This window comes from Pseudomonas sp. DR 5-09 (genome assembly GCF_001655595.1).
GTDB classification, from domain to species: Bacteria; Pseudomonadota; Gammaproteobacteria; order Pseudomonadales; family Pseudomonadaceae; genus Aquipseudomonas; species Aquipseudomonas pharyngis.
In genome coordinates, this window is record NZ_CP011566.1 from 1,194,838 (window position 1) to 1,218,013 (window position 23,176).

Genomic DNA, 23,176 nt, shown 5'->3' on the forward strand with positions numbered 1-23,176 from the left:
GCCCGCGCAGGCGCCTCAAAACATCAAGGATACTTGCGCTTGTCCGGCGCCGGCGGGAAGTACTGGTACAACCAGGTCTCGCTAAGCGTGCGATCGTTGGTGCGGATGAACAGCCGCAGTTCAACCGGCTCCACGCTGTCGTTGGTCGGGTACCAGTCGAACAGGATCCGGTAACCCTTGATGTCATCCAGCACCAGCACGCTGAAATCCTGCACCTTGCCGTTGGAGCAAGTCACCACCGGTTCGATCCCGGTGCCCTGCGGCAGGCGATCCAGGCCGCCACCGGTGAAGTCCACAGCAAAGCGACGGGCCCAGACCGGCGGGTAATGCTCGCCCGGAGCCCAGCCTTCGACGAAGCCTCCCATACCCGAACGGGTCGCATGCACCCGCGCCAGCGGCGTGCCGACCGGCGGCAGGGCGCTCCAGTAGAGCTTGTAGCCGTAGTTCAGCGAATCGCCGGCGGCTACCGGTTTCTTCGGCGTCCAGAACGCAACGATGTTGTCCAGGGTTTCGCCGGTTGTAGGAATTTCCAGCAGATCGATAGAGCCTTCGCCCCACGCGGTTGTAGGTTCTACCCACAGGCTCGGACGTTTGCTGTACCAGTCGACGGTGTCCTGATAGTTGGCGAATTCGTGGTCGGTCTGCACCAGACCGAACCCTTTCGGATCGGTGTCGGCGAAGGCGTTGAATTGCAGGGTCGCCGGGTTGTTCAGCGGGCGGCAGATCCACTCGCCGTTGCCGCGCCACATGGCCAGACGATCCGAGTCATGGATTTGCGGGTGAATGGTGTCGCACATTCGGCGCTCGTGGGTGCCGCAGCTGAACATGCTGGTCATCGGCGCGATGCCCAGTTGTTCGATGGCGGTGCGGGCATTGATGTGGGCGTCGACTTCCATTACCACGCGTTCGGCCTGGCAATCGATGTCGAAACGATAGGCACCGGTCGCGCTCGGCGAGTCGAGCAGGGCGTAGACCACAAAGCGGGTCGCGTTCTGATCCGGGGTTTCGAACCAGAACTTGGTGAAGTCGGGGAATTCTTCGCGTTTCTTGGCGTAGGTGTCGACGGCCAGGCCACGGGCGGAGAGGCCATATTGGCCAGTGGCATCCACCGCGCGGAAGTAGCTGGCGCCGAGGAACGACACCACGTCATGCCGGTCCAGTTCCGGCGCCTTGAACAGCTTGAAGCCGGCAAACCCCAGATCCCCCTTGAGCTGCTGGGTGTCGACCGAAGTGTTTTCATAGTTGAACAGCTGAGGGCGGAAATGCACCTCGCGGGCCGTGCGGGTCTTGGGATCGACGCTGTACATGCGCACCGGCTGACGGAAACCCATGCCGACGTGGAAGAACTGCACATCGAGCTGACCCTTGTTCTCCTTCCACAGCGAATGCTCGCCGTCGTAGCGGATCGCATTGAAGTTTTGCGGGGTCATGGTCGCCAGGGTCGGCGGCAGCACCTGTTTGGTGTCCTGATAGGCGTTGCCGGCCAGTTGCTTGGCCTGACGCTTCAGCGTTTCGAAGTCGAAGGCCTGGGCTTCACCGTCGGCGGCACCGCCAGAGGCGGCCCAGGCGCGTGCGGCGAGCAGGCCGGAGGCGGAAAGGCCGGTGTAAGCCGCAATGGCCATGGACGCTTTGAGCAAATTCCTGCGGTGCATAAATACAACCTGTCGTGGACAATCCCGCGCCGTTCCTGGCACGTACTGGATCAGAAATTACGGTTCGGACAAGCCTTCGGCCAAACGCTACGGACTAGTAACAGATGCCCGCTAGCTTAATCGGTTCGCCGATTTTGCAAAATTCATTGATGGCACGGCGACAGCGTCTCAATGAAACAAGACGTTACGGTTATTTATCTCACAGACTTTTCTGATTTATAGGGCATATCTGCTTTTTTCGACTAATTACTCTAAAAACAGCTTTTCAGCGCCGATTTAATTTCTATTCTATGGGCATCGCCGGTCACGACCCATCCGACCGGCAGGGCTCAAATCGCTGCTTAAAGGAGCAGGGCGATGCGGTTTTCGAGAAATTTCTGACGTACTGGAAAAGGACATCGTCCATGACAAAAGGACAAGGCATCACCGAAATGTTAGGCATCTTTCCCTGCCTCACCAACGTCCGGCGAAGACGCCGGCTCAGTCCTGACGAACTGAAACTGGTGGAGCGTTACCGGGAGTTGTCGGAGAGCGACCGGATTGCGATGCGGTATCTGGTGGATGCGATGAGGAGTGTTTCGCGGTTTTGAAACAGGAGGTTCACCGTGAAAGCCATTTGGCTTTCACGTTGGCCAGATCAATCAACTTACCCGCGTCAGCATCGGCGATGCCGACATGGATTGCGTGCAGATGCTCGGCAACCGCACATTGTTTGACGAATTTTTGCAGGTAGTCTTCAGCAAAATTCTCGTCGCTCGGGATGATTTCGAGAATGGGCGGAAGTACAGGGATGGCGTTGCACATCAGTTTGGAACTCGGTCAGAAATGGGTCGAGGTTGATGGTGAATATTGAAGGGGCGGGCTCTGGAGTCCGCCTCTTTTTCATTGGACCAAGTGAGGCCGTCAGCTACATGTCCCCGATACCTGATATGGCTGCTGACCGAGCACCAACTCCGGCATATCACGCCATTTCACCCAAGCCTGTTGTTGCCAGTGCAACAGCGGCACGGTGACGCCTGCCCAATGCACCGAGCTCAGGCTTGGGCAGTTTTCCGCTGTTGCTGAGCTGGTTTCCCGCAGGATGGGAATCACCTCATTGCTCAGCCATTGCCGAAGGTTGCGGTTTTCCGGGATGAAATGGTGGACGAGCAGCGCGTACGTGCCGGATTCGCTGACCATCGGGGTCTCGACAACATCGCCCTCCTTGCGCAGGCGGACGGTGCGGCGTTGGTCGGGGTCAAGTTTGAGCGTGACGCGTGGGTTCAAGGGATGGCCCATCATGCGGCCCAGATCTTGAGCGCAGAACCAGGCTTGATGATCAAGCAGGAGGGCGTGGAGGAAGCGGTTGTGGCGGGTGAAAACCGTAGGGATAAAGTGCGTCTGGGTCTCTGGTGAATTTGGCGCGTGCATAGTCAATTTCTACTCCATGTTGAAATGAGAGCCGCCACTAATCCTTCGACAGATTTGGGTGGCGAACCGTGCGGCGTTCGAAGTCGGAACATTCTCGATCAACATGGAAGCCGAGAGGCCCGCGCCACACGGTCCGCCATAACGCGAATCCGAAAGGCAAAAAAGCCTCGGTTTCTATGGAGGACGCAGTTGCGCCATGTTGATGATGTACCGGCTTCGACCCCGGGCCGCTGATTGGGTAGCGACGGGGTAAAGCCTATCGGTCAGGCGCTAGCGGCGCCAAGTCTACTCTGCCAACGCCATTCGTAGGAAAGGGGACTGAATGCTGAGGGTTCGGTCTGTAGGAAGCGAGTAACTGACGCTGAAAGAAATCAGCCCCGAAATTGTGATAAATCCGGGGCTGTTTTTCTTAGCGACTAACTTTCCAGGCATCCCCAGCCGGCGCCTTCCCATGGTCATACGGCTTGCCAATCCACATATAAACCAGCCCCAGCCCAATCACGATCGCCGTGCTCAGCACCATCGCGTAGTTGATGTACCACGCTGCATCCGGCGTGCGTGGCCAGGCCATGTTGATGATTGCGCCGACGCCATACACCAGCGCGCCGATGTTCACCGGCCAGCCCCACGCGCCGAGGGTGAATTTGCCGCTGGGTTTCCAGCCTTTGCTGCGGGCGTACAGGGCGGCGAGGACGATCATCTGGAATGCGAGGTAGATGCCGATGGCCGCGAAGCTGACGATGGTCGCCACGGCGTCTTGCAGGAAGAAGCCGAGGGCGATGATCAGGCCGGGCAGGACGCCGGACACGAACAGTGCGGCAACTGGAACCTGGGTCGTAGGAGAAATCTTTTTGAGCAGTCGGCTGCCGATGACCATTTCATCGCGAGCGTAGGAATACAGCAGACGACTCGCCGCAGCTTGCAAGCTGATGACGCAGGAGATGAAGGAAATCATCACCACGCCCATCACCACTTTCGAACCGACCGGGCCGAAGGCGTTGTTGAGGATGGTGGTGACCGGGTCCTTGTCGGTGCCGTTGATCACCGCTTGCATGTCCGGCACGGCGAGGATCAGCGCCAGGCAGGCGAACATCGCCGCGATGCCGCCGATGTAGATGGTCATGCGCATGGCCACCGGGATTTTCTTGCTCGGGTTCGGGGTTTCTTCGGCTACATCACCGCAGGCCTCGAAGCCGTAGTAGAGGAACATCCCCGCCAGCGACGCGGTGAGGAAGGCCGGCAGATAGGACCCGTCGACGCTGATGTCGAAAGTGTTGAACAGCACGCTGATCGGCTGGTGGCGCTCGAAAATCAGCAGGTACACGCCGACGATCACCGCGCCGACCAGTTCGCAGAGGAAACCGAACATGGCGATCCGCGCCAGCACTTTGGTGCCGCTGAGGTTCACCAGGGTGGCGAACAGGGTCAGCACCAGGGCGATGACGATGTTGGTGTTGTTGCTCGGCTCAAAACCCAGCATGGCCGCGAGGTACGGGCCGGCGCCGATCGCAACGGCGGCGATGGTCACGCACAGGGCGATGGAGTAGATCCAGCCGACCATCCATGCCCATTTCTTGCCGACCAGGCGACGTGCCCAAGGATAAACGCCACCGGAAATCGGGAACTGCGACACCACTTCGCCGAAGATCAGGCACACCAGCAATTGACCGCAACCGACCAGCAAGTAAGCCCAGAACATCGGTGGCCCGCCGGCGGCCAGGCACAGGCCGAACAAGGTATAAACCCCTACGACCGGTGACAGGTAAGTGAAGCCCAACGCGAAGTTTTCCCACAGGCTCATGCTGCGGTTGAAGTTGGAGGTGTAGCCCAGTTGGCGCAGTTGTTCGGCATCGCTGTCGGCAACGGCGGCTGAGAGATCGGGTGATGCACTCATGTGTGTTTGCTCCGTGAAATCGGCAGATTTCGGATGGCCGAAGCCGTGGCGGGGCTTGGTGAGCGCCGCCCGGATCGGTAGTTATTGTTTTGAATGCCTGGTAGTGCGGATGACCGGTTTCTGCCTTGAAGCCGGGGGTATGCTTTTAGTGTTTGAACATCACATGCCGAACCGTGGTGTAGTCCTCCAGCCCGTACATGGACATGTCCTTGCCGTAGCCGGACAGTTTCTGACCGCCGTGGGGCATTTCGCTGACGAGCATGAAGTGCGTATTCACCCAAGTGCAGCCGTACTGCAACCGCGCAGACAGTCGATGCGCACGTCCGACATCCGCCGTCCACACCGAGGACGCCAGGCCGTAGTCCGAATCGTTGGCCCATTCCAACGCCTGAGCCTCATCGGTGAATTTGGTCACCGACACCACCGGCCCGAACACTTCGCGACGGACGATTTCGTCGTCCTGCTGGGCGTCGGCCAGCACCGTCGGCTCGAAGAAGAAACCACTGCCTTCGACAGCCTTGCCGCCAGTGATCAAGCGAATGTGCGGTTGCGCCACCGCGCGCTCGACAAACCCGGCCACGCGGTCGCGATGTTGCGCGGTGATCAGCGGCCCCAGCTCGGTCGACGGATCATCCTGCAAACCGTACTTGATGCTGCTCACCGCTGCGCCAAGCTTCTCGACGAACTTGTCGTAAATACCTTGCTGGGCGTAGATCCGGCACGCGGCGGTGCAATCCTGGCCGGCGTTGTAGAAGCCGAAGGTGCGAATACCTTCGACCGCCGCATCAATGTCGGCGTCGTCGAAGATGATCACCGGGGCCTTGCCGCCCAGTTCCATGTGCATGCGTTTGACGCTGTCGGCGGTGCTGGAAATGATGTTCGAACCGGTGGCGATGGAGCCGGTCAGCGACACCATGCGCACTTTCGGATGGGTCACCAGCGGACTGCCCACGCTCGGTCCACGCCCGAACACCAGATTGAGTACACCGGCCGGAAAAATATCCGACGCCAGTTCGGCCAGACGCAACGCGGTCAGCGGGGTTTGTTCCGACGGCTTGAGCACCACGGTATTACCGGCGGCGAGGGCCGGGGCGATTTTCCAGGCGACCATCATCAGCGGGTAGTTCCACGGCGCGATGGAGGCGATCACGCCCACCGGGTCACGGCGGATCATCGAGGTGTGGCCGGGCAGGTATTCGCCACCGGCCGTACCACTCATGCAACGGCTGGCACCGGCGAAGAAACGGAACACGTCGGCAATCGCCGGGATCTCGTCGTTCAGCGCAGCGCTGTAGGGTTTGCCGCAGTTGTCCGATTCCAGTTTGGCCAACTCTTCGCCGTGGGCTTCGATGGCGTCGGCGAGTTTGAGCAGCAGCAGCGAACGGTCTTTCGGCGTGGTCTGCGACCATTCGGCGAAGGCACTGTCCGCAGCGCGGACGGCGGCATCGACCTGGGCTTCGGTGGCCTCGTTGATTTCCACCAGCACTTCACCGCGTGCCGGGTTGAGCACCGGTTGCGCGGGGCCTTCGCCGTTGACCAGTTGGCCGTTGATCAAGAATTTGGTTTGCATGTTGTTGTCCTCTTTCTACTGCAAATTCAGGGTGGGAAGGGTCAGGAAATTCATTTGCCGCCGCTGCCGGCCACGCTCTCGCCACCCCGGGTCAGGTAGTAGGCGCCGAGGATCGGCAGCATGGTCACCAGCATCACGAGCATCGCCACGACGTTGGTCACCGGCACGTCCCGTGGGCGGCTCAACTGGTTGAGCAACCACAGCGGCAAGGTGCGTTCATGGCCGGCGGTGAAGGTGGTGACGATGATTTCGTCGAACGACAGCGCAAACGCCAGCATGCCGCCGGCGAGCAACGCCGAGCCGAGGTTCGGCAGGATGATGTAGCGGAAGGTCTGCCAGCCGTCGGCGCCGAGATCCATCGACGCCTCGATCAGGCTGTGTGAGGTGCGGCGCAGACGGGCGATGACGTTGTTGTAGACGATCACCACGCAGAAGGTCGCGTGGCCGACGATGATGGTGAACATCCCCGGCTCGATCCCCAGCGTCTTGAAGGTCGCCAGCAGCGCGATCCCGGTGATGATCCCCGGCAATGCAATCGGCAGGATCAGCATCAGCGAAATGCCCTGTTTGCCGAAGAAGTCCCGGCGGTACAGCGCCGCCGAAGCGAGGGTGCCGAGCACCATCGCAATCAGCGTGGCAATGGCTGCGATCTGCAACGACAGCTTGATCGCTTCCAGCACGTCCGGCCGGGAAAACGCCACGCTGAACCAGTGCAGCGTGAAGCCTTTCGGTGGAAAGCTGAACGCCGCGTCTTCGGTGTTGAAGGCGTAGAGGAAGATGATCAGGATCGGGAAGTGCAGGAACACCAACCCGCCCCAGGCTGCGATACGCAAGCCTATTGAAGCCTTTTCAGAGTGCATCGAAGGCCCCCAGACGTTTGACGATGGACAGGTAGATGGCGATCAGCACGATCGGCACCAGCGTGAACGCCGCAGCCATCGGCATGTTGCCGATTGCACCCTGTTGCGCGTAAACCATGCTGCCGACGAAGTAGCCCGGCGGGCCCACCAGTTGCGGCACGATGAAGTCGCCCAACGTCAGCGAAAAGGTGAAGATCGAACCGGCCGCGATGCCGGGCACCGACAGCGGCAGAATCACCTGCATGAAGGTCTGTCGCGGCTTGGCCCCGAGGTCGGCGGAGGCTTGCAGCAACGACGGCGGCAAGCGTTCCAGCGAGGCCTGGATCGGCAGAATCATGAACGGCAGCCAGATGTAGACGAACACCATGAACCGGCCCAGATGCGAGGTCGACAGGGTGCTGCCGCCGACCCCGGGAATCCCCAGAATGAACTGCAGAACCGGCTCCAGCCCCAGGTGCTGAACGAACCACTGCGCGACGCCGCCCTTGGCCAGCAGCAGCGTCCAGGCGTAGGCCTTGACGATGTAACTGGCCCACATCGGCATCATCACCGCGATGTAGAAAAACGCCTTGGTCTTGCCGGTGGTGTAGCGCGCCATGTAGTAGGCAATCGGGAACGCGACGATGGCGCTGGCGATCGACACCACGACGGCCATGCTCAGGGTGCGCAGAATGATGTCGAAGTTCGACGGCTGGAACAGCGCGGCGAAGTTGGCCAGGGTCAGGTCCGGAGTGACCGCCATGGTGAAGTCGTCGAAGGTGTAGAAACCTTGCCACAGCAGCATCAGCAGCGAGCCGAGGTAGATCGCGCCGAACCACAGCAGCGGTGGCACCAGCAGCATCGACAGGTACAGGTTCGGCTTGCGATAGAGCAGGTTGGAAAACCTGCGCAACGGCGCCGATTGCGGGAGGGCGAGGGCGGTCATGTCACACCCCGCTCGCAACGGTGTCGTGCAGCGCAATCATCGCTTCCCGCGCCCAGCGCGCGCTGATGCGCTGACCGGTCTGGTGCTGCGCGCTGCTGTCGATCCACTGATTGTTGGCCTGGCTGATGCTCAGGGTCTGGCCGTTTTCCAGGGTCAGTTCATAGCGCGTGGCGCTGCCCTGATACTGGATGTCATGCAGCAGGCCGCTGACCTCAATCTCGTGGCTGGCCAAGGGGCCTTCTGCGAAGCGCACGTGTTCCGGGCGGATCGAGAACGGCTGCGGATGGCCGCTGAGCTGGCGCGCCAGATCGCCACGAATCACGTTCGAAGTGCCGACGAATTCGGCGACGAACGTCGTGGTCGGTTTCATGTACAGATTGCGCGGGGTGTCGACCTGCTCGATGCGGCCCTTGTTGAACACGGCCACGCGGTCGGACATCGACAGCGCTTCGGTCTGATCGTGAGTGACGAATATGAAAGTGATGCCGAGCTGGCGTTGCAGCTTCTTCAGTTCGCTCTGCATCTGTTCGCGCAGCTTCAGGTCGAGAGCGCCCAACGGCTCGTCGAGCAACAGCACGCGCGGGCGATTGACCAGCGCGCGGGCGAGGGCGACACGCTGGCGCTGACCGCCGGACAACTGCACCGGTTTACGCGCGCCGTAGCCGCCGAGGGCGACCATGTCCAACGCTTCTTCGGCGCGCTTGTGGCGTTCGGTCTTGTTCACGCCTTTGACCTTCAGGCCGTAGGCGACGTTGTCCAGCACGTTCATGTGCGGGAACAGCGCGTAATCCTGAAACACCGTGTTGACGTCGCGTTGATAGGGCGGCAGGCCGGCGGCTTCGGCACCGTGAATGCGGATCGAGCCCGCGCTCGGTTGCTCGAACCCGGCGATCAGGCGCAGGCACGTGGTCTTGCCCGAACCGGAGGGGCCGAGCATGGAAAAGAACTCGCCGTCCTGGATATCGATGGACACCCGGTCAACGGCCTTCACCTCGCCGAACTGCCGGGAAACGTTGGTGAACTGGACTGCAAGCGTCATGGTGCGGTGCTCCGAAAAGGCGAAGGCCGTCGCAGCGGCCCTGCCTGGACTTCTGAAAAAACTGGATCGTTTGGCGGTGTATGCGATGGTTTTTGGCTAACTCATCTGGTCGATACGCCGCGATCTGCTTTTAGCTCCCTCTCCCTCCGGGAGAGGGCGGGGGGTGAGGGCAGCTATTTCAGCCATTGCTCCAATTTCAAAAGCAAAGTCAAAAGCTACCCCCTCATCGGCACGCCGCCCGCCCAGCCCTCTCCCCCAGGGAGGCGAGGGGAAAGGGAGCCGATCGCGTGATTTTCGAGAACTATCTACCGCCCATAATCGCAATGTAGTCCTGCGTCCACCGGCTATACGGCACAAACTTCCCACCCTCAGCCTGCGGTGTTTTCCAGAAAGCGATCTTGTCGAACTGATCGAACCCGTTGGTTTTGCACCCCTCGGCACCCAGCAGTTCACTACCCTGGCAAGCCGCCGGAACCGCCGGCAACGAACCGAACCACGCCGCCACATCACCCTGGACTTTCGGCTGCAGCGACCAGTCCATCCACTTGTAGGCGCAGTTCGGGTGTTTGGCCTCGGCGTGCAGCATCGTGGTGTCGGCCCAGCCGGTGGCGCCTTCTTTCGGCACGGTCGAAGCGATCGGCTGTTTCTCGTTGATCAGGCCGTTGACCTGATACGGCCAGGCGCTGGACGCGACCACGCCTTCGTTCTTGAAGTCGCTCATCTGCACCGTGGTGTCGTGCCAGTAGCGGTGGATCAGCTTCTGCTGAGCGCGCAACAGTTCCAGCACAGCCTTGTACTGATCTTCGGTGAGCTGGTACGGATCCTTGATCCCCAGCTCAGGCTTGGTGGATTTCAGGTACAGCGCCGCGTCGGCGATGTAGATCGGGCCGTCGTAGGCCTGCACGCGGCCCTTGTTCGGCTTGCCGTCGGGCAGGTTCTGCGCGTCGAACACCACGTTCCAGCTGGTCGGCGCGGTCTTGAAGACGTTGGTGTTGTACATCAGCACGTTCGGGCCCCACTGATACGGGGTGCCGTAGGTCTGATTGTTGACCACGTACCACGGCGCGTCTTTCAGGCGCGGGTCGAGGGATTTCCAGTTCGGGATCAACGCGGTGTTGATCGGCTGCACACGCTTGCCGACGATCAAGCGCAACGAGGCATCGCCCGACGCGGTCACCAGGTCGTAACCGCCCTTGGCCATCAGGCTGACCATTTCGTCAGAGGTGGCGGCGGTTTTCACATTGACCTTGCAGCCGGTTTCCTTCTCGAAACCGGTCACCCAGTCGTAGGCCTTGTCGCTTTCACCGCGTTCGATGTAGCCGGGCCAGGCGACGATGTCCAGCTGGCCTTCGCCGGCGCCGACGGCTTTCAGCGGCTCGGCGGCCTGCAGGCTGGCGCTGGCCAGCAAGGCCATGGTGATTGCACTGAGCAGTGCGGTCTTGTGCACGAACATGGTGAACCCTCTTCTTTAAATTATGGTCGGGGCAGTTGTGAACGCGGTGAAGCATGCCGTGGTCGGCTTGTTATTAGCGTAGTCAGAGATGCTGGCCGTGGCGGGCCATGATGTGCCGCACCACGCTGTAGTCCTGTAGCGAATCGCTGGATAAGTCTTTGCCGTAACCGGAGCGTTTCAACCCGCCGTGGGGCATTTCGCTGACCAGCATGAAATGGCTGTTGATCCAGGTGCAGCCGTATTGCAGCCGCGCGGCGACCTGCATCGCCTTGTCCAGGTTCTGGGTCCAGACCGATGAGGCGAGGCCGTATTCCGAGTCGTTGGCCCAGTCCACCGCTTGCGCCAGTTCGTCGAAACGGGTCACGGTCACCACCGGGCCGAACACTTCGCGCTGGACGATTTCATCGCTCTGTTTGCAACCGGCCAGCAGGGTTGGCTGATAGAAGAACCCGGCGCCGGAATGCACTGCCGCGCCGGTTACCCGCTCGATGTGTGGCTGACCGAGGGCGCGCTCGACGAAACTGGCCACGCGGTCGCGCTGACGGGTGCTGATCAGCGGGCCGATTTCGTTGTCGGCATCGCGTTTGCCGGCAAAGCGCAGGCTGCTGACCGCCGCGCCAAGTTCGGCCACCAACTTGTCGTGAATCCCGGCCTGGGCGTAGATCCGGCACGCGGCGGTGCAATCCTGCCCGGCGTTGTAATAGCCATAAGTGCGCACGCCTTCGACCACCGCTTTCAGATCCGCATCGTTACAAACGATCACCGGCGCCTTGCCACCGAGTTCGAGGTGCGTGCGTTTCAGGGTCTTGGCGGCGGCCTGGAGGATTTTCTGGCCGGTGACGATATCGCCGGTCAGCGACACCATCCGCACTTTCGGGTGGCCAACCAAGTGACTGCCGACCCCTTCGCCGCCACCGCAGACGATGTTGATTACCCCGCGCGGCAGGATCTCGGCCAGTGCCGGGGCCAATGCCAGAATCGACAGCGGCGTGTGCTCGGATGGCTTGAACACCAGCGTATTGCCGGCGGCGAGAGCCGGGGCGATCTTCCACGCGGCCATCATGATCGGGTAGTTCCACGGCGCAATCGAGGCGACGACGCCAATGGGATCGCGGCGCACCATGCTGGTGTAGCCCGGCACGTATTCGCCGCTGAGCTGGCCGGTCTGGCAGCGCACGGCGCCGGCGAAGAAGCGGAATACATCGACGGTGGCGGTCAAGTCGTCTTGCCGCGCCAGATGCAAAGGCTTGCCGCAGTTCAAGGCTTCGAGGCGGGCGAGGTGATCGGCGTGCTTTTCGACGGCGTTGGCGATTTCCAGCAGCAGGTTCGAGCGTTGTTGCGGGGTGGTGCGCGACCACTCGGCAAAGGCGCGGTGGGCGGCGAGGATGGCGGCTTCGACTTGCTCGGTGCTGGCCTCGGCGATCTGGGTCAGGACTTCGCCGGTGGCCGGGTTGAGGATCGGTTCGACAAAACCCTGGCCGGCGACCAGTTCGCCGTCGATCAGCAACGCGGTGTGCATGTGGGTCTGCGCGCCAGCCATTTTCCGTGATCTCTTTTCTTGTATGGCCATGTTGCTCCCTGTTCCGGGAGCCGACCGTCTTATCGATGCAGCAAGACTAGTGCGCGGCTCCGGGGTCGACAAATTCTAAATACTGAAGGTGGCATTCGATTAAATAGATGGCTTGCGTCCGCCGTGCGGCTGTTCGCGGGCCACGGTCAGGAAAGGATCGACCAGCGCGGGGCGGGCGGTGCCGCGACGCCAGGCCAGACCGACGTCGAGTGTCTGGTTGAGGTCGGCAATCGGTCGGGCTTCGATGATGTCGCCTTCGAGCGACCATGGGCGATACGTCATGTCCGGCTGGATCGAAACACCGAGGCCCGCCGCTACCAGGCTTCGCACTGCCTCGGTGGACGCGGTTCTGAGGGTGATTTTTGGTTGCAGTCCGGCGCCACGCCACAGACGTTGGGCGTTGCGATCCATCTCGTCGACGTTCAGTTGAATCAACGGCTCCCGGGCGACATCGGCGAGGTTGATGCTGTCGTGTTCCAGCAGCGGGTGCTGGGCCGGCAGCCACAAACGGTGCGGCGAGTGGGTCAGCACTTCGGTCTGCAAGGCATGGCGGTCTTCGAGGTTGGAGAGGATCAGCACACCGACATCGATCTCGCCGCTGACCAGCAAATGCTCGATGTACGGCCGCTCGTCCTCCATCACCCGGATCTCGACATTGGGGTAGGCGCGCTGGAAACGGGTGAGCAAATCCGCCAGGTAATAACCGGCCACCAGACTGGTCACCCCGACGATCAACTGCCCGGCGACCTGATCGGTGCTTTGTTGCAGGCTGCGTTTGGCATTGTCCACGGTGGCCAGAATCAGGTGCGCCTGGCGCAGGAACTGGTGGCCCTGATGGGTCAGCGTCATGCCCTTGGCGTGGCGATTGAACAGACTGACGCCGATTTCTTCCTCCAGTTGCTGGATGGCCAGGGTCAGGGTCGATTGGGAAATGAACGCGGTTTGCGCAGCGGCGGAGATCGAGCCGGTCTCGGCCACGGCGATGAAATGGCGGATCTGACGCAAGGTCATCATGGAAGGTTTACCCGGTGGGCGGTTTTTATAGATTGCCTCGAGTGTATATCTATTTTCGCGAAGGGCTGCCGTGGGCCAGGCAACATCTGGAAGCACACTCGCAACCAGGTGACGGGCACTTTCGAACTAGGCTGAGGGCCTTATTGATCCGGATAACCCCTGTTTGGAGACGGAACATGAACACCCGTGGATTGCTCGATCAACTCCTCAAGTCCGGCCAGGATCTGTTGCAGAACAAGGCGGGCGGGGCGCAGAACAAACCGGCGGCCGGTGGTTTGGGCGGCTTGCTGGGCGGATCTTCCAGTAACGGCGCACTCGGCGGCTTGCTGTCGGGCGCAGGCGGCGGTGCCCTGGCGGCCGGCGCCATGGGCCTGCTGCTGGGCAGTAAAAAGGCCCGTAAGGTTGGCGGTAAAGTCGCCCTCTACGGCGGCCTCGCCGCCCTGGGCGTGATCGCCTACAAAGCCTATGGCAACTGGAACGCCCAGAAAGGCACCGCCCCACAAAGCGAACCGCAAACCCTCGATCGCCTGCCACCGGCGCAAGTCGAACAACACAGCCAGGCCATCCTCAAAGCCTTGGTCGCCGCCGCCAAGGCCGACGCCCACATCGACGACCGCGAACGCCAACTGATCGAAGGCGAATTCACCAAGCTCGACAACGATCAGGAACTCAAGCACTGGCTCCACGCCGAACTCAACAAACCCCTCGACCCCACCGACGTCGCCCGCGCGGCAAGCACGCCGGAGATGGCCGCCGAGATGTACGTGGCGAGCGTGATGATGGTGGATGAGGAAAACTTCATGGAGAAGAGCTATCTGGATGAACTGGCGCGGCAGTTGAAGCTGGAGCCGGGGTTGAAGGTGGAGTTGGAGAGGCAGGTGAGGGTGGCTTTGGTGTAAGCGGAGGTATTCAGGTTTTTATGAGACAGGGCAGGGGATGTTAAGGTTTGGCCTTTGACGCACCTTATAAGGATATTGCCCGTGTTACGTCAGTTTTTGCTCGCCCTCCCGGCCATGTTTTTTCTGGCCGGTTGCGGGGCCGAGTCCGGCTCATTGCCCGTCAGCATGAGCCTGACACTGGAAAAAGTCGCGTCGATTGCGGAAACTATTAAAACCAAGTATCCGAACCTGTCCAGCGAGATGCGCGAAAAGGTCCTCAACACTGTAGTTCAGTCGATTGACAACATGGTGTTTGTCGAAGGTGGCCAGTTTGATATGGGCGACTTTGGATGGGCTTGCGAATACGATGAAAAAATGTGTGTACGTGGCCTTGCGGGCAAGAGCCGGAGCAGCTTTGTCAAATCAGTCGTAACGGTGATGATGACTTTGTTCATTCGGTAAATTTAAGCTCTTACTATCTCTCTAAATATCAAACTACTGTGCGTGATTTTGATGTGTTTTTTACAGCGCAGGGCAAGGAGGTGTTTGATGTTAAATTTCGAGAGAGAGAAGAGTTAAAGAGTATGTATTCTCCCAAGCTTCCTGCTCCGACCAAGACATGGCAAGAAGCAAAGAACTACTGTTTGTGGATAGGTGGTATTAGTGGTTATGCAGTAGATCTGCCAACCGAAGCGCAATGGGAATTTGCTGCCAGGAGTCGGGGTGCGCATATATTGTTTACAACTAATAGTGGAAGTCTGGATTACGGTAAGAATTTTCCGATTGAAGGGGTGGGGGAGACGTTCTTCGTTGATAGGTTTCTTCCCAATTCGCTAGGTCTTTATAATATGTCCGGCAATGCAACCGATTGGGCAAATGATTGCTATGGCAAGGACTACTATGAAAACTCTCCAGTCGATAATCCGCAAGGCCCAGAAACCGGGAAGCAGAAAGTAAAGCGCGGCTCAAATTACCCGGAGGCGCCATTGTCGGCCGCTGCTGTTGTTAGGCGCTGGCCTGAGAATCCAAATGAGGAAGCGTATTATCCGGGCACGAGTTTTCGCTGTGCAATTCAAACAGATAAGCCGCTTTAAACAACAAAAGGCGAAGGATTTATTTTAAATGTGTCAATCAGTCACCTTTTTTATCGTCGAAGTCCTTGTGGCCGCTGACTAAGCCGACAGCCTCATCAATGGTCACGCACGTCAACTGATCGACGAATTCACCAAACTCGACAATGATCAGCAACTCACACCCTGGCATCACACCAAACCCAATCACCCCTTGAGCCTGCCGACGTTGCGCATGGCGAACACGCCGGAGATTGCAGGGGAGGTGTATGTGCCGAGCGTGATGATAGGAATGGAGAGGTGGTATCTGGATGAGCTGGCTCGGCATTTGAGCTGGGGCCGGGGTTGAAGGTTGAGCTGGAGAGGCAGGGAAGGGTTGGCTTTGGTGTAAGCAGAGGTATTCAGGTTTTTGTGAGATACGGCAGGGGATGTTAAGGTTTGGCCTTTGACGCACCTTATAAGGAAATTGCCCGTGTTACGTCAGTTTGTGCTTGCCCTCCCGGCCCTATTTTTTCTGGCCGGCTGCGAGGCCGAATCCGGCCCATTGCCAGTCAGCAAGAGCCTGACACCGGAAAAAGTCGCGTCGATTGCGGCGACCATCAAAACCAAGTACCCCGACCTCTCTACCGATCTGCGTGAAAAGGTCCTCAACACCGTAGTGCAGTCGATTGACAATATGGTGTTTGTCGAAGGTGGCCAGTTTGATATGGGCGACTTTGGCTGGGCTTGCGAATACGACGAAACGGATGTTTGCACCTGGCCTTGCGGGCAGAAGCCCGAGCAGCTTTGTAATATCAGTCCAAATGGCGATGACGATTTTGTGCATTCGGTTAAATTGAGCGGGTATTACCTTTCTAAGTTTCAAGCTACTTTGAGAGATTTTGATCTGTTTTTCGTAGTGAATAATAAACCGTTGTTTGATCAGAAGTATCGAGAGCGTGAAGACTTAAAGTTTCGTTATCAGCCGGATTTACCTGCCCCTACTCAAGACTGGCAAGAGGCCAGCGACTATTGTCAATGGCTTGGCGACCTTAGTGGTTATGCAGTGAGACTGCCAACTGAGGCGCAATGGGAATATGCTGCTCGCAGTCGTGGGCAGCATTTGTTATTTCCTACAGATACTGGGAGTTTAGATTATGGAAAAAATTTTCCTCTTGAAGATGAGGAGAATAATTTCCCAGTTGATCGCTTTGCACCTAATTCTCTAGGTATATACGGTCTTTCCGGCAACTCAACTGATTGGGTTAGCGACTGGTACGGAAAATACTATTACAAAAACTCTCCTCATGAGAATCCACTAGGACCAGAGTTCGGTACTCAAAAAATCAGACGTGGCTCAACTGTTTTAGAAGCTCCATTATCTGCTGCTCCAATGATTCGTCGTTGGGCTGCAAGCTCTCCACAGAAATATCATACGAGTGATACGAGCTTTCGGTGTGCAGTTCAAACAGATGGGCCTCTGTAATTTTCGTGACTTTGTGGGCGCCCTTTTGGGCGCCTTTTTTAAGCTAGACCGTTATATAAATTACTTCTCTTTGCAGCGATCAACGTCTTTTCTTTTCGCCATGGTAGGCCGGGATTCCATGCGAGCATCCCCGCTGGCCTGCTTGTTGACTCGTTATTGACTGCCAAGGACTTGATGAAGCGATTGAACTGTTGTTGTTCGGCTCCGTCGAGTAATGCATTAATTCGATTTAAGCTCTTCATGGGTTCGACTTTTTCTCCACCTTTCGAGCAGTGCTCAAGTACTTGGATGAAATGCCGCCAGCTACTGAGGTGTGAAAGCAGAAGGATAACAGCCTTTTCTTGATCCTCTGCCCAACTCTCAACAAAGCTTTCAGTCAAAAGATAAATCATTGGGCCAATTGTTTCGGGAGGCAGAATATTTAGAGGGATTCTTTTGTTGTTGACATTTATGGCTTGGTTTTTGAGCAGGTAACTGGCCATTTTTTGTGCTTCTAGTTTCGTGGCTTCGCGGTTTTGCCACCAGGTCGCCATATCTCGCGCGCTGTCAGAGAAAGCCTTACCCAGTGCTTCTCCGGGATGAGTAACTATTTGGAAGAGACCTCTAGCTATGTAGTTGAAAGCATCTTTTGTTACTGCTAGTTGGTAGTGGAAGTCAGCTTTGGATAATGCGCTGCACAGCACATATGCTAAATCTCCAATTTTTTCTATATCTAAAACTGTACCAAAGCCACCACCTGCACCCGGTCCAAAAACTAAGCTTGCCTTGCAATTAATTGCCAATCGGTCTGCGCGAATTTCAATCCCAAAATCAAAACTCGCCCCGATTCCAAGTGCGACATTCCCCTCCGCCTTGATTTCCACCAGACTCGACCAGTCCGTACTCCCACTGTCATTCGCCTGTCCGGGCGTGATCTTGCCCACGCCTTGTTTGGTGGAATCAAGCCACTTCAATGTTCCGGTTACGGTTCCGCCACCTTGAACGCCCGCGAATGCGTTGCCCTTCAGGCCGAGGCTGCCACCGCGTTTCTTGTCGACGGCCAGGTCGGGCGTACTCAACAGCGCGGTCACACCGGAGGCTTCTGCTTCCTTGGGTTTGTATTGGGCTTTGGCACCTGCCTGGCCTTGCGCGGTGGCGCCAAGGAAGCAAGACAATTCCACCTTGCCGTCGAGCCGGAAGATGCCTATGTCGCTGACCACTTCCTTGCCTTCGGCATTGCGGTACGGCATGCGCACCACGTAGCCACCCTGGTCGGGAAAGTAGCTCTTGAGTGCAACGGAGCCTTCGGCCAGAGAGATTGCTGCGCTGCCTTTGACGCCGAGTTCGATGTTGCCTTTGCCGGGTTCCCAACTGTTGATACCGGCACTGGCCGTGGCGGCAAAACGGAACGCGTGGGCTTCGGCCGACACGGCGTACATCGCAGAGTCCGCTTCGTTGGAGGTCCAGGAGCATTCTTTGTGCAGTGCGTTGAGCAGGTTGTCGTCCTTGCTCGTCCACGATGTGAATTTGGCTTCCAGGCTGCCCAGAGGGCTGGTTTTGCGACCATCAGTGACCGCCGTACGGATGTCTTTGATCAGATCCTTGGCCAGATTCTTGTCCAGTGGTTTGCCTTGCATCACCCTGGTAGGGACTTTGACACTCCAGGTGAGTTGTTCTCGGGTGCGTACCGGAATGTAGTGGCGGCGAGACGGGTCACGGAAGGAAATGTATTCGACCACCGTAATCCCGGTTTTGACCTGCTTGCCTTTCTGGGTGTCCGAGGCTTTCCCTTTGCCATGTTTGATGTCTGGTGCTGCACCGTTGGCACTGGTGGAGCTGTCGCCGGCTTCGGCTTTGCCTTGTGCGGCAATCCGGTTGCGCAGTGACTGAATCTCCGCGTTGAGCTCGGCAACTTTTTTGGCTTGCAGGCCTTCCCAGTTGGTCTCCAGATAGTTGCCTTCGAACGCGGGCTGCGGCTTGTAGCGCTGATACCAGTCACGGGCCTTTTGCACGGTCGCCAGTTGGCCTTGCAGATCCTCCTTGCGCTCGATGACAGTTTTCGGTTTTTCCACCGGGGGAGGGGAGCGTTGCAGCAGGCCTGCTTCCTCGGCCTTCGCGTTCCAGTCATCTTTGACACAACGCGAGCAGGAGCACCCCGCCTGAGGATCCTTGGTCTTGGCGCATTTGCTGGCTTCGGTCGCCTTGGCCAGATTCTGATGCAGCTCGTCCATGAGTTTTTTGACGAGGTCGCTCTGCTGCTTGAGGTCTTTCGACTCTTTTTCAGTCAGTACGTAAAAGTGTTCATCTCCGGTGATGTGTACGACATCGACCAGTTCGTCCTTGCACTCGACGGCACCTTTTACAGCCGTTGTGCTTTGGTTGTCGGCGTGTTTGGGTGGCGGCAGGGCTTTTGCTGCAGGTAATTTCAGAACCCAGCCGACCTTGATGTGATTGGGATCTGTGATGATCGGGTTCAGTCCCCGAAGATCCGCCACGGAGCATTTGTTGGCGGCGGCAATGCTGCCAAGAGTGTCGCCGCTCTTAACGGTGTAGGTGTCGCTCATTGCGCATCGTCCTTGTGATTCACAGGCTTTCCAATTGCATCAACTTGTCGCCTAGCGCGACGTCGTCACGCGCCAGTAATTCGGCGGCCGGTGACTGATCCCAGAAACTGTCGCCACGCTGGATGGCGACTCGAAGCCATCGCTCCTGGTCGGCCATTTGCTCGTAGCCCATGTCCTGTCCGGCCAGCAATTGGCGGTGGACGAATTCGACGGCGTCCTCCGTGGGCAAGACTTCCTGATAATCGTCGGCAAAACGGGTCGCAATGACCTTTAGCCTGCCCTGCTCGATCAGCGCCTGGCGCTCCGGGCTCAAATGCAGCCAGCCCGGAGCCTGAGTTTCCGTTGAAGCGCTTTGAGGCGACTTGGCGTAATACCGCCAGCCGATCTCATTGCGCCAGGCTATGCCACTGAAGGGGCCGATGAATTGGGCTTTTTCAGCTTCGCTGAGGCTGAATAGCAGAGGCTCCAGCCAGCGCGGTTCATAGAAGCGCATCATTTGCTGAGGGTCTTCATCGGTTTTCACGGTCAGCAGACTGCGCCAGTGTTCAATGCCCTGATCCAGCAAGGCCGGATCACTCAACCAGGCGACACACCCTGCATCGGATTGCTCCAGCAGTTTGCTGGCGTAACTCGCAGCCGAATGCTTTTCCGGGTACATGACTACGTAGGGGCCAGCAGGCTGGAGCTCGGCGTAAGGCGTGTTTGTAAACAATGGAATACAGCTGGGCCTGGATTGTTCTTCACCTCGAAACAGGTGGCTCAGCAGGTCCGGATCAAAACTGCGATCCAGAATCAGGCACATTGCCCCGGTTGTCGTAGGCTGCTCGAAAGGTGACTGGATGGAGGTAATCATGCTGACGCTCCCGTCTGGTGAACCGGACAGCACCCGGTCGCGTCGAGATGACATGACGGCGTCGGCAACAGCACGCCTGCCTTTGACTGTGCCTTGAAGGAGCCGAGGGAGGGTTTGACGACTTGGCCAGCCTTGTCCGCATCCGCCTGTTTCAGCACGCCCGGCATCAGTGGGGCGGCGCCGGTGCCGCTGCCCGGTCCACCACCGGAGTTGATGTTGATCGCCGGCCCGCTCATGGTCACGCCGCCGCCATCGATCTTGATGAAGCTGCCACCGCCTACCAGCGTCAGTTCGGCCCCGGCTTCCAGCACCACCTTCATGCCGCTGCTGAGGTGAATTTCCTGGCCGGCGTCGATGAATTGCCCGGTGCCGATCTTGATGTGCTGGTTCACGCCCACGGTCAGGTGGTCGTTGGCGCGTGCTTCGACTTTGCGGTCTTCGTAAACCGTGTGGTGTTCTTCGGCCTTAAATTCCGTGTAGCTGTTCTTTTCCACGACGTCGTGGCGTTCGTTGCCGACGCGGATTTTCTGGTCGTGTTCGATGTTTTCGTCCCAGTCGCGCTGGGCATGGAGGAAGATCTGTTCCTGGCCTTTCTTGTCTTCGATGCGCAGTTCGTTGAAGCCGCCGCCACCCATCGAGCTCAGGGTCTTGAAGGTGGTGCGGGTCTTGTTCGCCGGCAGGGCGTAGGGGACGGTGTTTTCCTTGTGGTACAGGCAGCCGCTGATCAGCGGCTGGTCGGGGTCGCCTTCGAGGAAGGTCACCAGCACTTCCATGCCGATGCGCGGGATGGCGATGCCGCCGTACTGGGCGCCGGCCCAGGCGCTGGAGACGCGCAGCCAGCAGCTGGTCTTGTCGTCGGCCTGGCCGTCGCGGTCCCAGTGGAACTGGACTTTCACGCGGCCGTATTCGTCGCAGTGGATTTCTTCGCCTTTTGGGCCGGTAACCACGGCGCTCTGGCTGCCGAGGATGCGCGGTTTCGGGTGGCGCAGGGGCGGGCGGTTCGGCACGTCCCACGGGGTGGCCTGAAAGCGGTTGCGGTAGCCCTGATGGAAATCGTCTTTGAGCGCGGTGGTGTCGCTGGTGACCGACTCTTCCAGCACTTGCGGCTGCTTGCCTTCGTGCAGGACTTCGGTGAGCAGCCACAGGTCATTCCACTTGGCCTTCGGGTGTTCTTTGAGTGCGAGGAAATGGCCGCTGACCAGCAACGGCTGGTCGCTCTTGCCTTCGGCGAGCTGGAAGTCGCTGCGGTGGCGTTCGAGGGCGCGTTTGGCCAGGTGCTTGCCGCGCTCGCGGTCGACGAAACGGCCCGGGTAATCGTAGTCCTCGAGGTCGGGCAGGGCGTCGCCGCGGTTTTCGCTTTCCAGCGTCAGGCGCGGTTTTTCGAAGTCGTAGTCGCGGCGGGTGGTGCGGCTGGTACGGGTTTCCAGGCGCAGGTCGAAGCGTTTGATCACCGGGTTGCTGGCGACCATGCCGGAGTCCTGCTGATAGGCCACCGGCGCCAGTTTCTTGAACACCGTCTGGTCGTCGCCGAACACCAGTTTGTGGCCCGTGGCGCTGTGCTGGAAGTGGTAGTGAATGCCTTCTTCTTCGCACAGGCGCTGGATGAAATGCAGGTCCGATTCGTCGTATTGCACGCAGTAAATGCGGTCGGGGTAGATCGAGCCGGTCTGGAAGGCGTAGGCGTTGCCCTGGATGCCGTGTTCTTCGAGCACCTTGCCGATGATTTTCGGCACGCTGAGGTTCTGGAAGATCCGCTGGTTGATCCGGTGCGCCAGGTACGCCAGTTGCGGGCGCAGGGTCACGGAGTAGCGCGTCAGGCGCTTGCCGGAATCGCCTTGCGCGGCGCGGTAGATCAGGCCGTGGATACCGCTGCCGTCGGGCGACAGCTGCAGGAAGGCCGGTTTGTGCAGCAGGGTTTCGAGGTCCAGCGACGGCTGCTCACTGACCAGCTCCACCTCGAACACAAAAGGCTGGCTGATGGCTTCCCGACCGGTGAGGGTAAACACCTGGAAATCGGCGGAAAGACCTTCGATGGTCAGGGCAAAGTGGGTTTCATTGGCCGGCGCGAACATCCCTTGTTCCTCGTGCTGTACAGCGGCGTTCGTCGATTACCGTCAAGCGGTTCAACGCACGCGAAATTCTGGAGGGGCGTAAACAACATCGACCAGCAGAGCTGGCCGATGCTTGTAACGATCAGCCGTAATTAAACGACTGGAGCACGCCAGTCATCGGAACCCGAAGTACCGGATACTTCGTGGGTCCAGGTGATTTTGCGGTAGGTGAACTGCACTTCTTCCAGGTGGGTGAAGTGGGCGTTCGATGGATCCTGGCAGTTGTGCATCTTGTTGTTGATGGCGACGATGATCGCGTCTTCCAGTTTGGTGGTGTAGTAGTGCTCTTGGGTACCTTGAGCCGAAGTGCGGTACCACTGGATAACGATTTCGCTCATGCGCTCGCCCGAGGTCAGGGCAGCTTGCAGCAGTGGCGAAGCCTTGTCGTAGACCTTGGTGATGATCACTGGCTTGTGAACGCGCTGACCGGTTGGCTGACCGGATTGCGGGTCACGCGGGATGATCACGTCGTGGCTGAAAGCCTGAACCATAACCTGGTCTTCGTGGCCTTCCTGGTAGGTGTTGCCAACGGAGTCGGCGGTGAAGGCGCCGGCAGTGATCAGGCCTTGTTTTTCGCCGGTAACCGACATGTACGCTGGTGTTGCCATGGGATGCTCTCCTTGCGGATAAAGTTAGGGTGCCCGGGAGGCGAAATCGCCCGGTGGGTGCCTGACTGTTATCAAGGAGCGTGCCAGCTTTTGCCACGTCCCCGGGAGCCGGGGACTTCACCGCTCTGGCTCGCGTGTTTGAGCGTTTTTTGAACAGCGATGAAAGCAAAAGTGCGCAACTTCTTGCGCAGTACTGCGCAAGAAGTTGCGCACTCGGCTACAGGCGACGGTAACCGGGGGCTGTAGCGAAATAAGGCGGCG

The 23,176-nt window shown here is 58.8% G+C and carries 20 protein-coding genes; 5 read left to right on the forward strand and 15 right to left on the reverse strand.

Annotation, left to right across the window (positions count from 1 at the left end):
• Positions 1–23 precede the first annotated feature (23 nt).
• Positions 24–1,652, reverse strand: a complete 1,629-nt coding sequence (locus tag PDR5_RS05280) for a glucan biosynthesis protein D (protein ID WP_064593655.1) — start codon at positions 1,650–1,652, stop codon at positions 24–26.
• 404 nt (positions 1,653–2,056) lie between these two features.
• On the opposite strand from PDR5_RS05280, the gene PDR5_RS05285 reads away from it, so the two are divergent.
• Positions 2,057–2,242 (forward strand): hypothetical protein, encoded by a 186-nt coding sequence (locus tag PDR5_RS05285; RefSeq protein WP_007954656.1) that lies wholly within the window; start codon positions 2,057–2,059, stop codon positions 2,240–2,242.
• Positions 2,243–2,252: 10 nt separating this feature from the next.
• Here PDR5_RS05285 and PDR5_RS05290 read toward each other — a convergent pair whose 3' ends face one another.
• From PDR5_RS05290 to PDR5_RS05335, 10 genes are all read right to left on the reverse strand, one after another.
• Positions 2,253–2,456, reverse strand: a complete 204-nt coding sequence (locus PDR5_RS05290) for a hypothetical protein (RefSeq protein ID WP_064593659.1) — start codon at positions 2,454–2,456, stop codon at positions 2,253–2,255.
• Between the two features lie 99 nt (positions 2,457–2,555).
• Positions 2,556–3,062, reverse strand: a complete 507-nt coding sequence (locus PDR5_RS29095; RefSeq protein WP_082934358.1) for a BRO-N domain-containing protein — start codon at positions 3,060–3,062, stop codon at positions 2,556–2,558.
• A 409-nt stretch (positions 3,063–3,471) separates the two neighbouring features.
• The gene (locus tag PDR5_RS05300) at positions 3,472–4,956 is read right to left on the reverse strand and encodes an APC family permease (RefSeq protein ID WP_064593664.1); all 1,485 of its coding nucleotides are present in this window, start codon (positions 4,954–4,956) and stop codon (positions 3,472–3,474) included.
• A 145-nt stretch (positions 4,957–5,101) separates the two neighbouring features.
• Positions 5,102–6,526 (reverse strand): gamma-aminobutyraldehyde dehydrogenase, encoded by a 1,425-nt coding sequence (locus PDR5_RS05305; RefSeq protein ID WP_064593666.1) that lies wholly within the window; start codon positions 6,524–6,526, stop codon positions 5,102–5,104.
• Between the two features lie 50 nt (positions 6,527–6,576).
• Positions 6,577–7,386, reverse strand: coding sequence for an ABC transporter permease (locus tag PDR5_RS05310; RefSeq protein ID WP_007954663.1), 810 nt, complete (start codon positions 7,384–7,386; stop codon positions 6,577–6,579).
• A complete protein-coding gene (locus tag PDR5_RS05315) occupies positions 7,376–8,311 on the reverse strand; it encodes an ABC transporter permease (protein ID WP_039769593.1) in 936 nt (311 codons plus the stop codon). Before PDR5_RS05315 ends, PDR5_RS05310 begins: the two co-directional genes overlap by 11 nt.
• A 1-nt stretch (position 8,312) precedes the next feature.
• Positions 8,313–9,350: an ABC transporter ATP-binding protein gene (locus PDR5_RS05320; protein WP_064593669.1), complete on the reverse strand. Its 1,038-nt coding sequence runs from the start codon at positions 9,348–9,350 to the stop codon at positions 8,313–8,315.
• 301 nt (positions 9,351–9,651) lie between these two features.
• Positions 9,652–10,803 (reverse strand): putative ABC transporter substrate-binding protein YdcS, encoded by a 1,152-nt coding sequence (ydcS, locus tag PDR5_RS05325; RefSeq protein WP_064593672.1) that lies wholly within the window; start codon positions 10,801–10,803, stop codon positions 9,652–9,654.
• 82 nt (positions 10,804–10,885) lie between these two features.
• Complete coding sequence (locus tag PDR5_RS05330) at positions 10,886–12,373, reverse strand: gamma-aminobutyraldehyde dehydrogenase (RefSeq protein WP_064593679.1); 1,488 nt, start codon at positions 12,371–12,373, stop codon at positions 10,886–10,888.
• A gap of 99 nt (positions 12,374–12,472) precedes the next feature.
• Complete coding sequence (locus PDR5_RS05335; RefSeq protein WP_007954670.1) at positions 12,473–13,387, reverse strand: LysR family transcriptional regulator; 915 nt, start codon at positions 13,385–13,387, stop codon at positions 12,473–12,475.
• A 176-nt stretch (positions 13,388–13,563) separates the two neighbouring features.
• Between PDR5_RS05335 and PDR5_RS05340 the strand changes: the two genes are divergently transcribed.
• The 4 genes from PDR5_RS05340 to PDR5_RS29100 all read left to right on the forward strand — a co-directional run bounded on the left by PDR5_RS05340 (position 13,564) and on the right by PDR5_RS29100 (position 16,800).
• Complete coding sequence (locus PDR5_RS05340) at positions 13,564–14,286, forward strand: tellurite resistance TerB family protein (RefSeq protein ID WP_064593682.1); 723 nt, start codon at positions 13,564–13,566, stop codon at positions 14,284–14,286.
• A gap of 81 nt (positions 14,287–14,367) precedes the next feature.
• A complete protein-coding gene (locus PDR5_RS30015; protein WP_237233804.1) occupies positions 14,368–14,727 on the forward strand; it encodes a hypothetical protein in 360 nt (119 codons plus the stop codon).
• Positions 14,643–15,359, forward strand: a complete 717-nt coding sequence (locus PDR5_RS05345) for a formylglycine-generating enzyme family protein (RefSeq protein WP_237233805.1) — start codon at positions 14,643–14,645, stop codon at positions 15,357–15,359. The genes PDR5_RS30015 and PDR5_RS05345 overlap by 85 nt, the downstream gene beginning before the upstream one ends.
• Positions 15,360–15,807: 448 nt before the next feature.
• Positions 15,808–16,800: a formylglycine-generating enzyme family protein gene (locus PDR5_RS29100; protein ID WP_082934359.1), complete on the forward strand. Its 993-nt coding sequence runs from the start codon at positions 15,808–15,810 to the stop codon at positions 16,798–16,800.
• 38 nt (positions 16,801–16,838) lie between these two features.
• Here PDR5_RS29100 and PDR5_RS05355 read toward each other — a convergent pair whose 3' ends face one another.
• From PDR5_RS05355 to PDR5_RS05370, 4 genes are all read right to left on the reverse strand, one after another.
• Complete coding sequence (locus PDR5_RS05355; protein WP_082934360.1) at positions 16,839–19,343, reverse strand: LysM peptidoglycan-binding domain-containing protein; 2,505 nt, start codon at positions 19,341–19,343, stop codon at positions 16,839–16,841.
• Between the two features lie 19 nt (positions 19,344–19,362).
• Positions 19,363–20,196 carry a DUF4123 domain-containing protein gene (locus PDR5_RS05360; protein ID WP_064593688.1) on the reverse strand — a complete coding sequence of 278 codons (834 nt, stop codon included), beginning with the start codon at positions 20,194–20,196 and terminating at the stop codon, positions 19,363–19,365.
• The gene (gene tssI, locus PDR5_RS05365; protein ID WP_064593692.1) at positions 20,193–22,268 is read right to left on the reverse strand and encodes a type VI secretion system Vgr family protein; all 2,076 of its coding nucleotides are present in this window, start codon (positions 22,266–22,268) and stop codon (positions 20,193–20,195) included. The genes PDR5_RS05360 and tssI overlap by 4 nt, the downstream gene beginning before the upstream one ends.
• A gap of 131 nt (positions 22,269–22,399) precedes the next feature.
• On the reverse strand, positions 22,400–22,915 hold the full coding sequence (locus tag PDR5_RS05370; protein WP_039767797.1) for an Hcp family type VI secretion system effector: 516 nt from the start codon (positions 22,913–22,915) through the stop codon (positions 22,400–22,402).
• Positions 22,916–23,176: the final 261 nt, after the last annotated feature.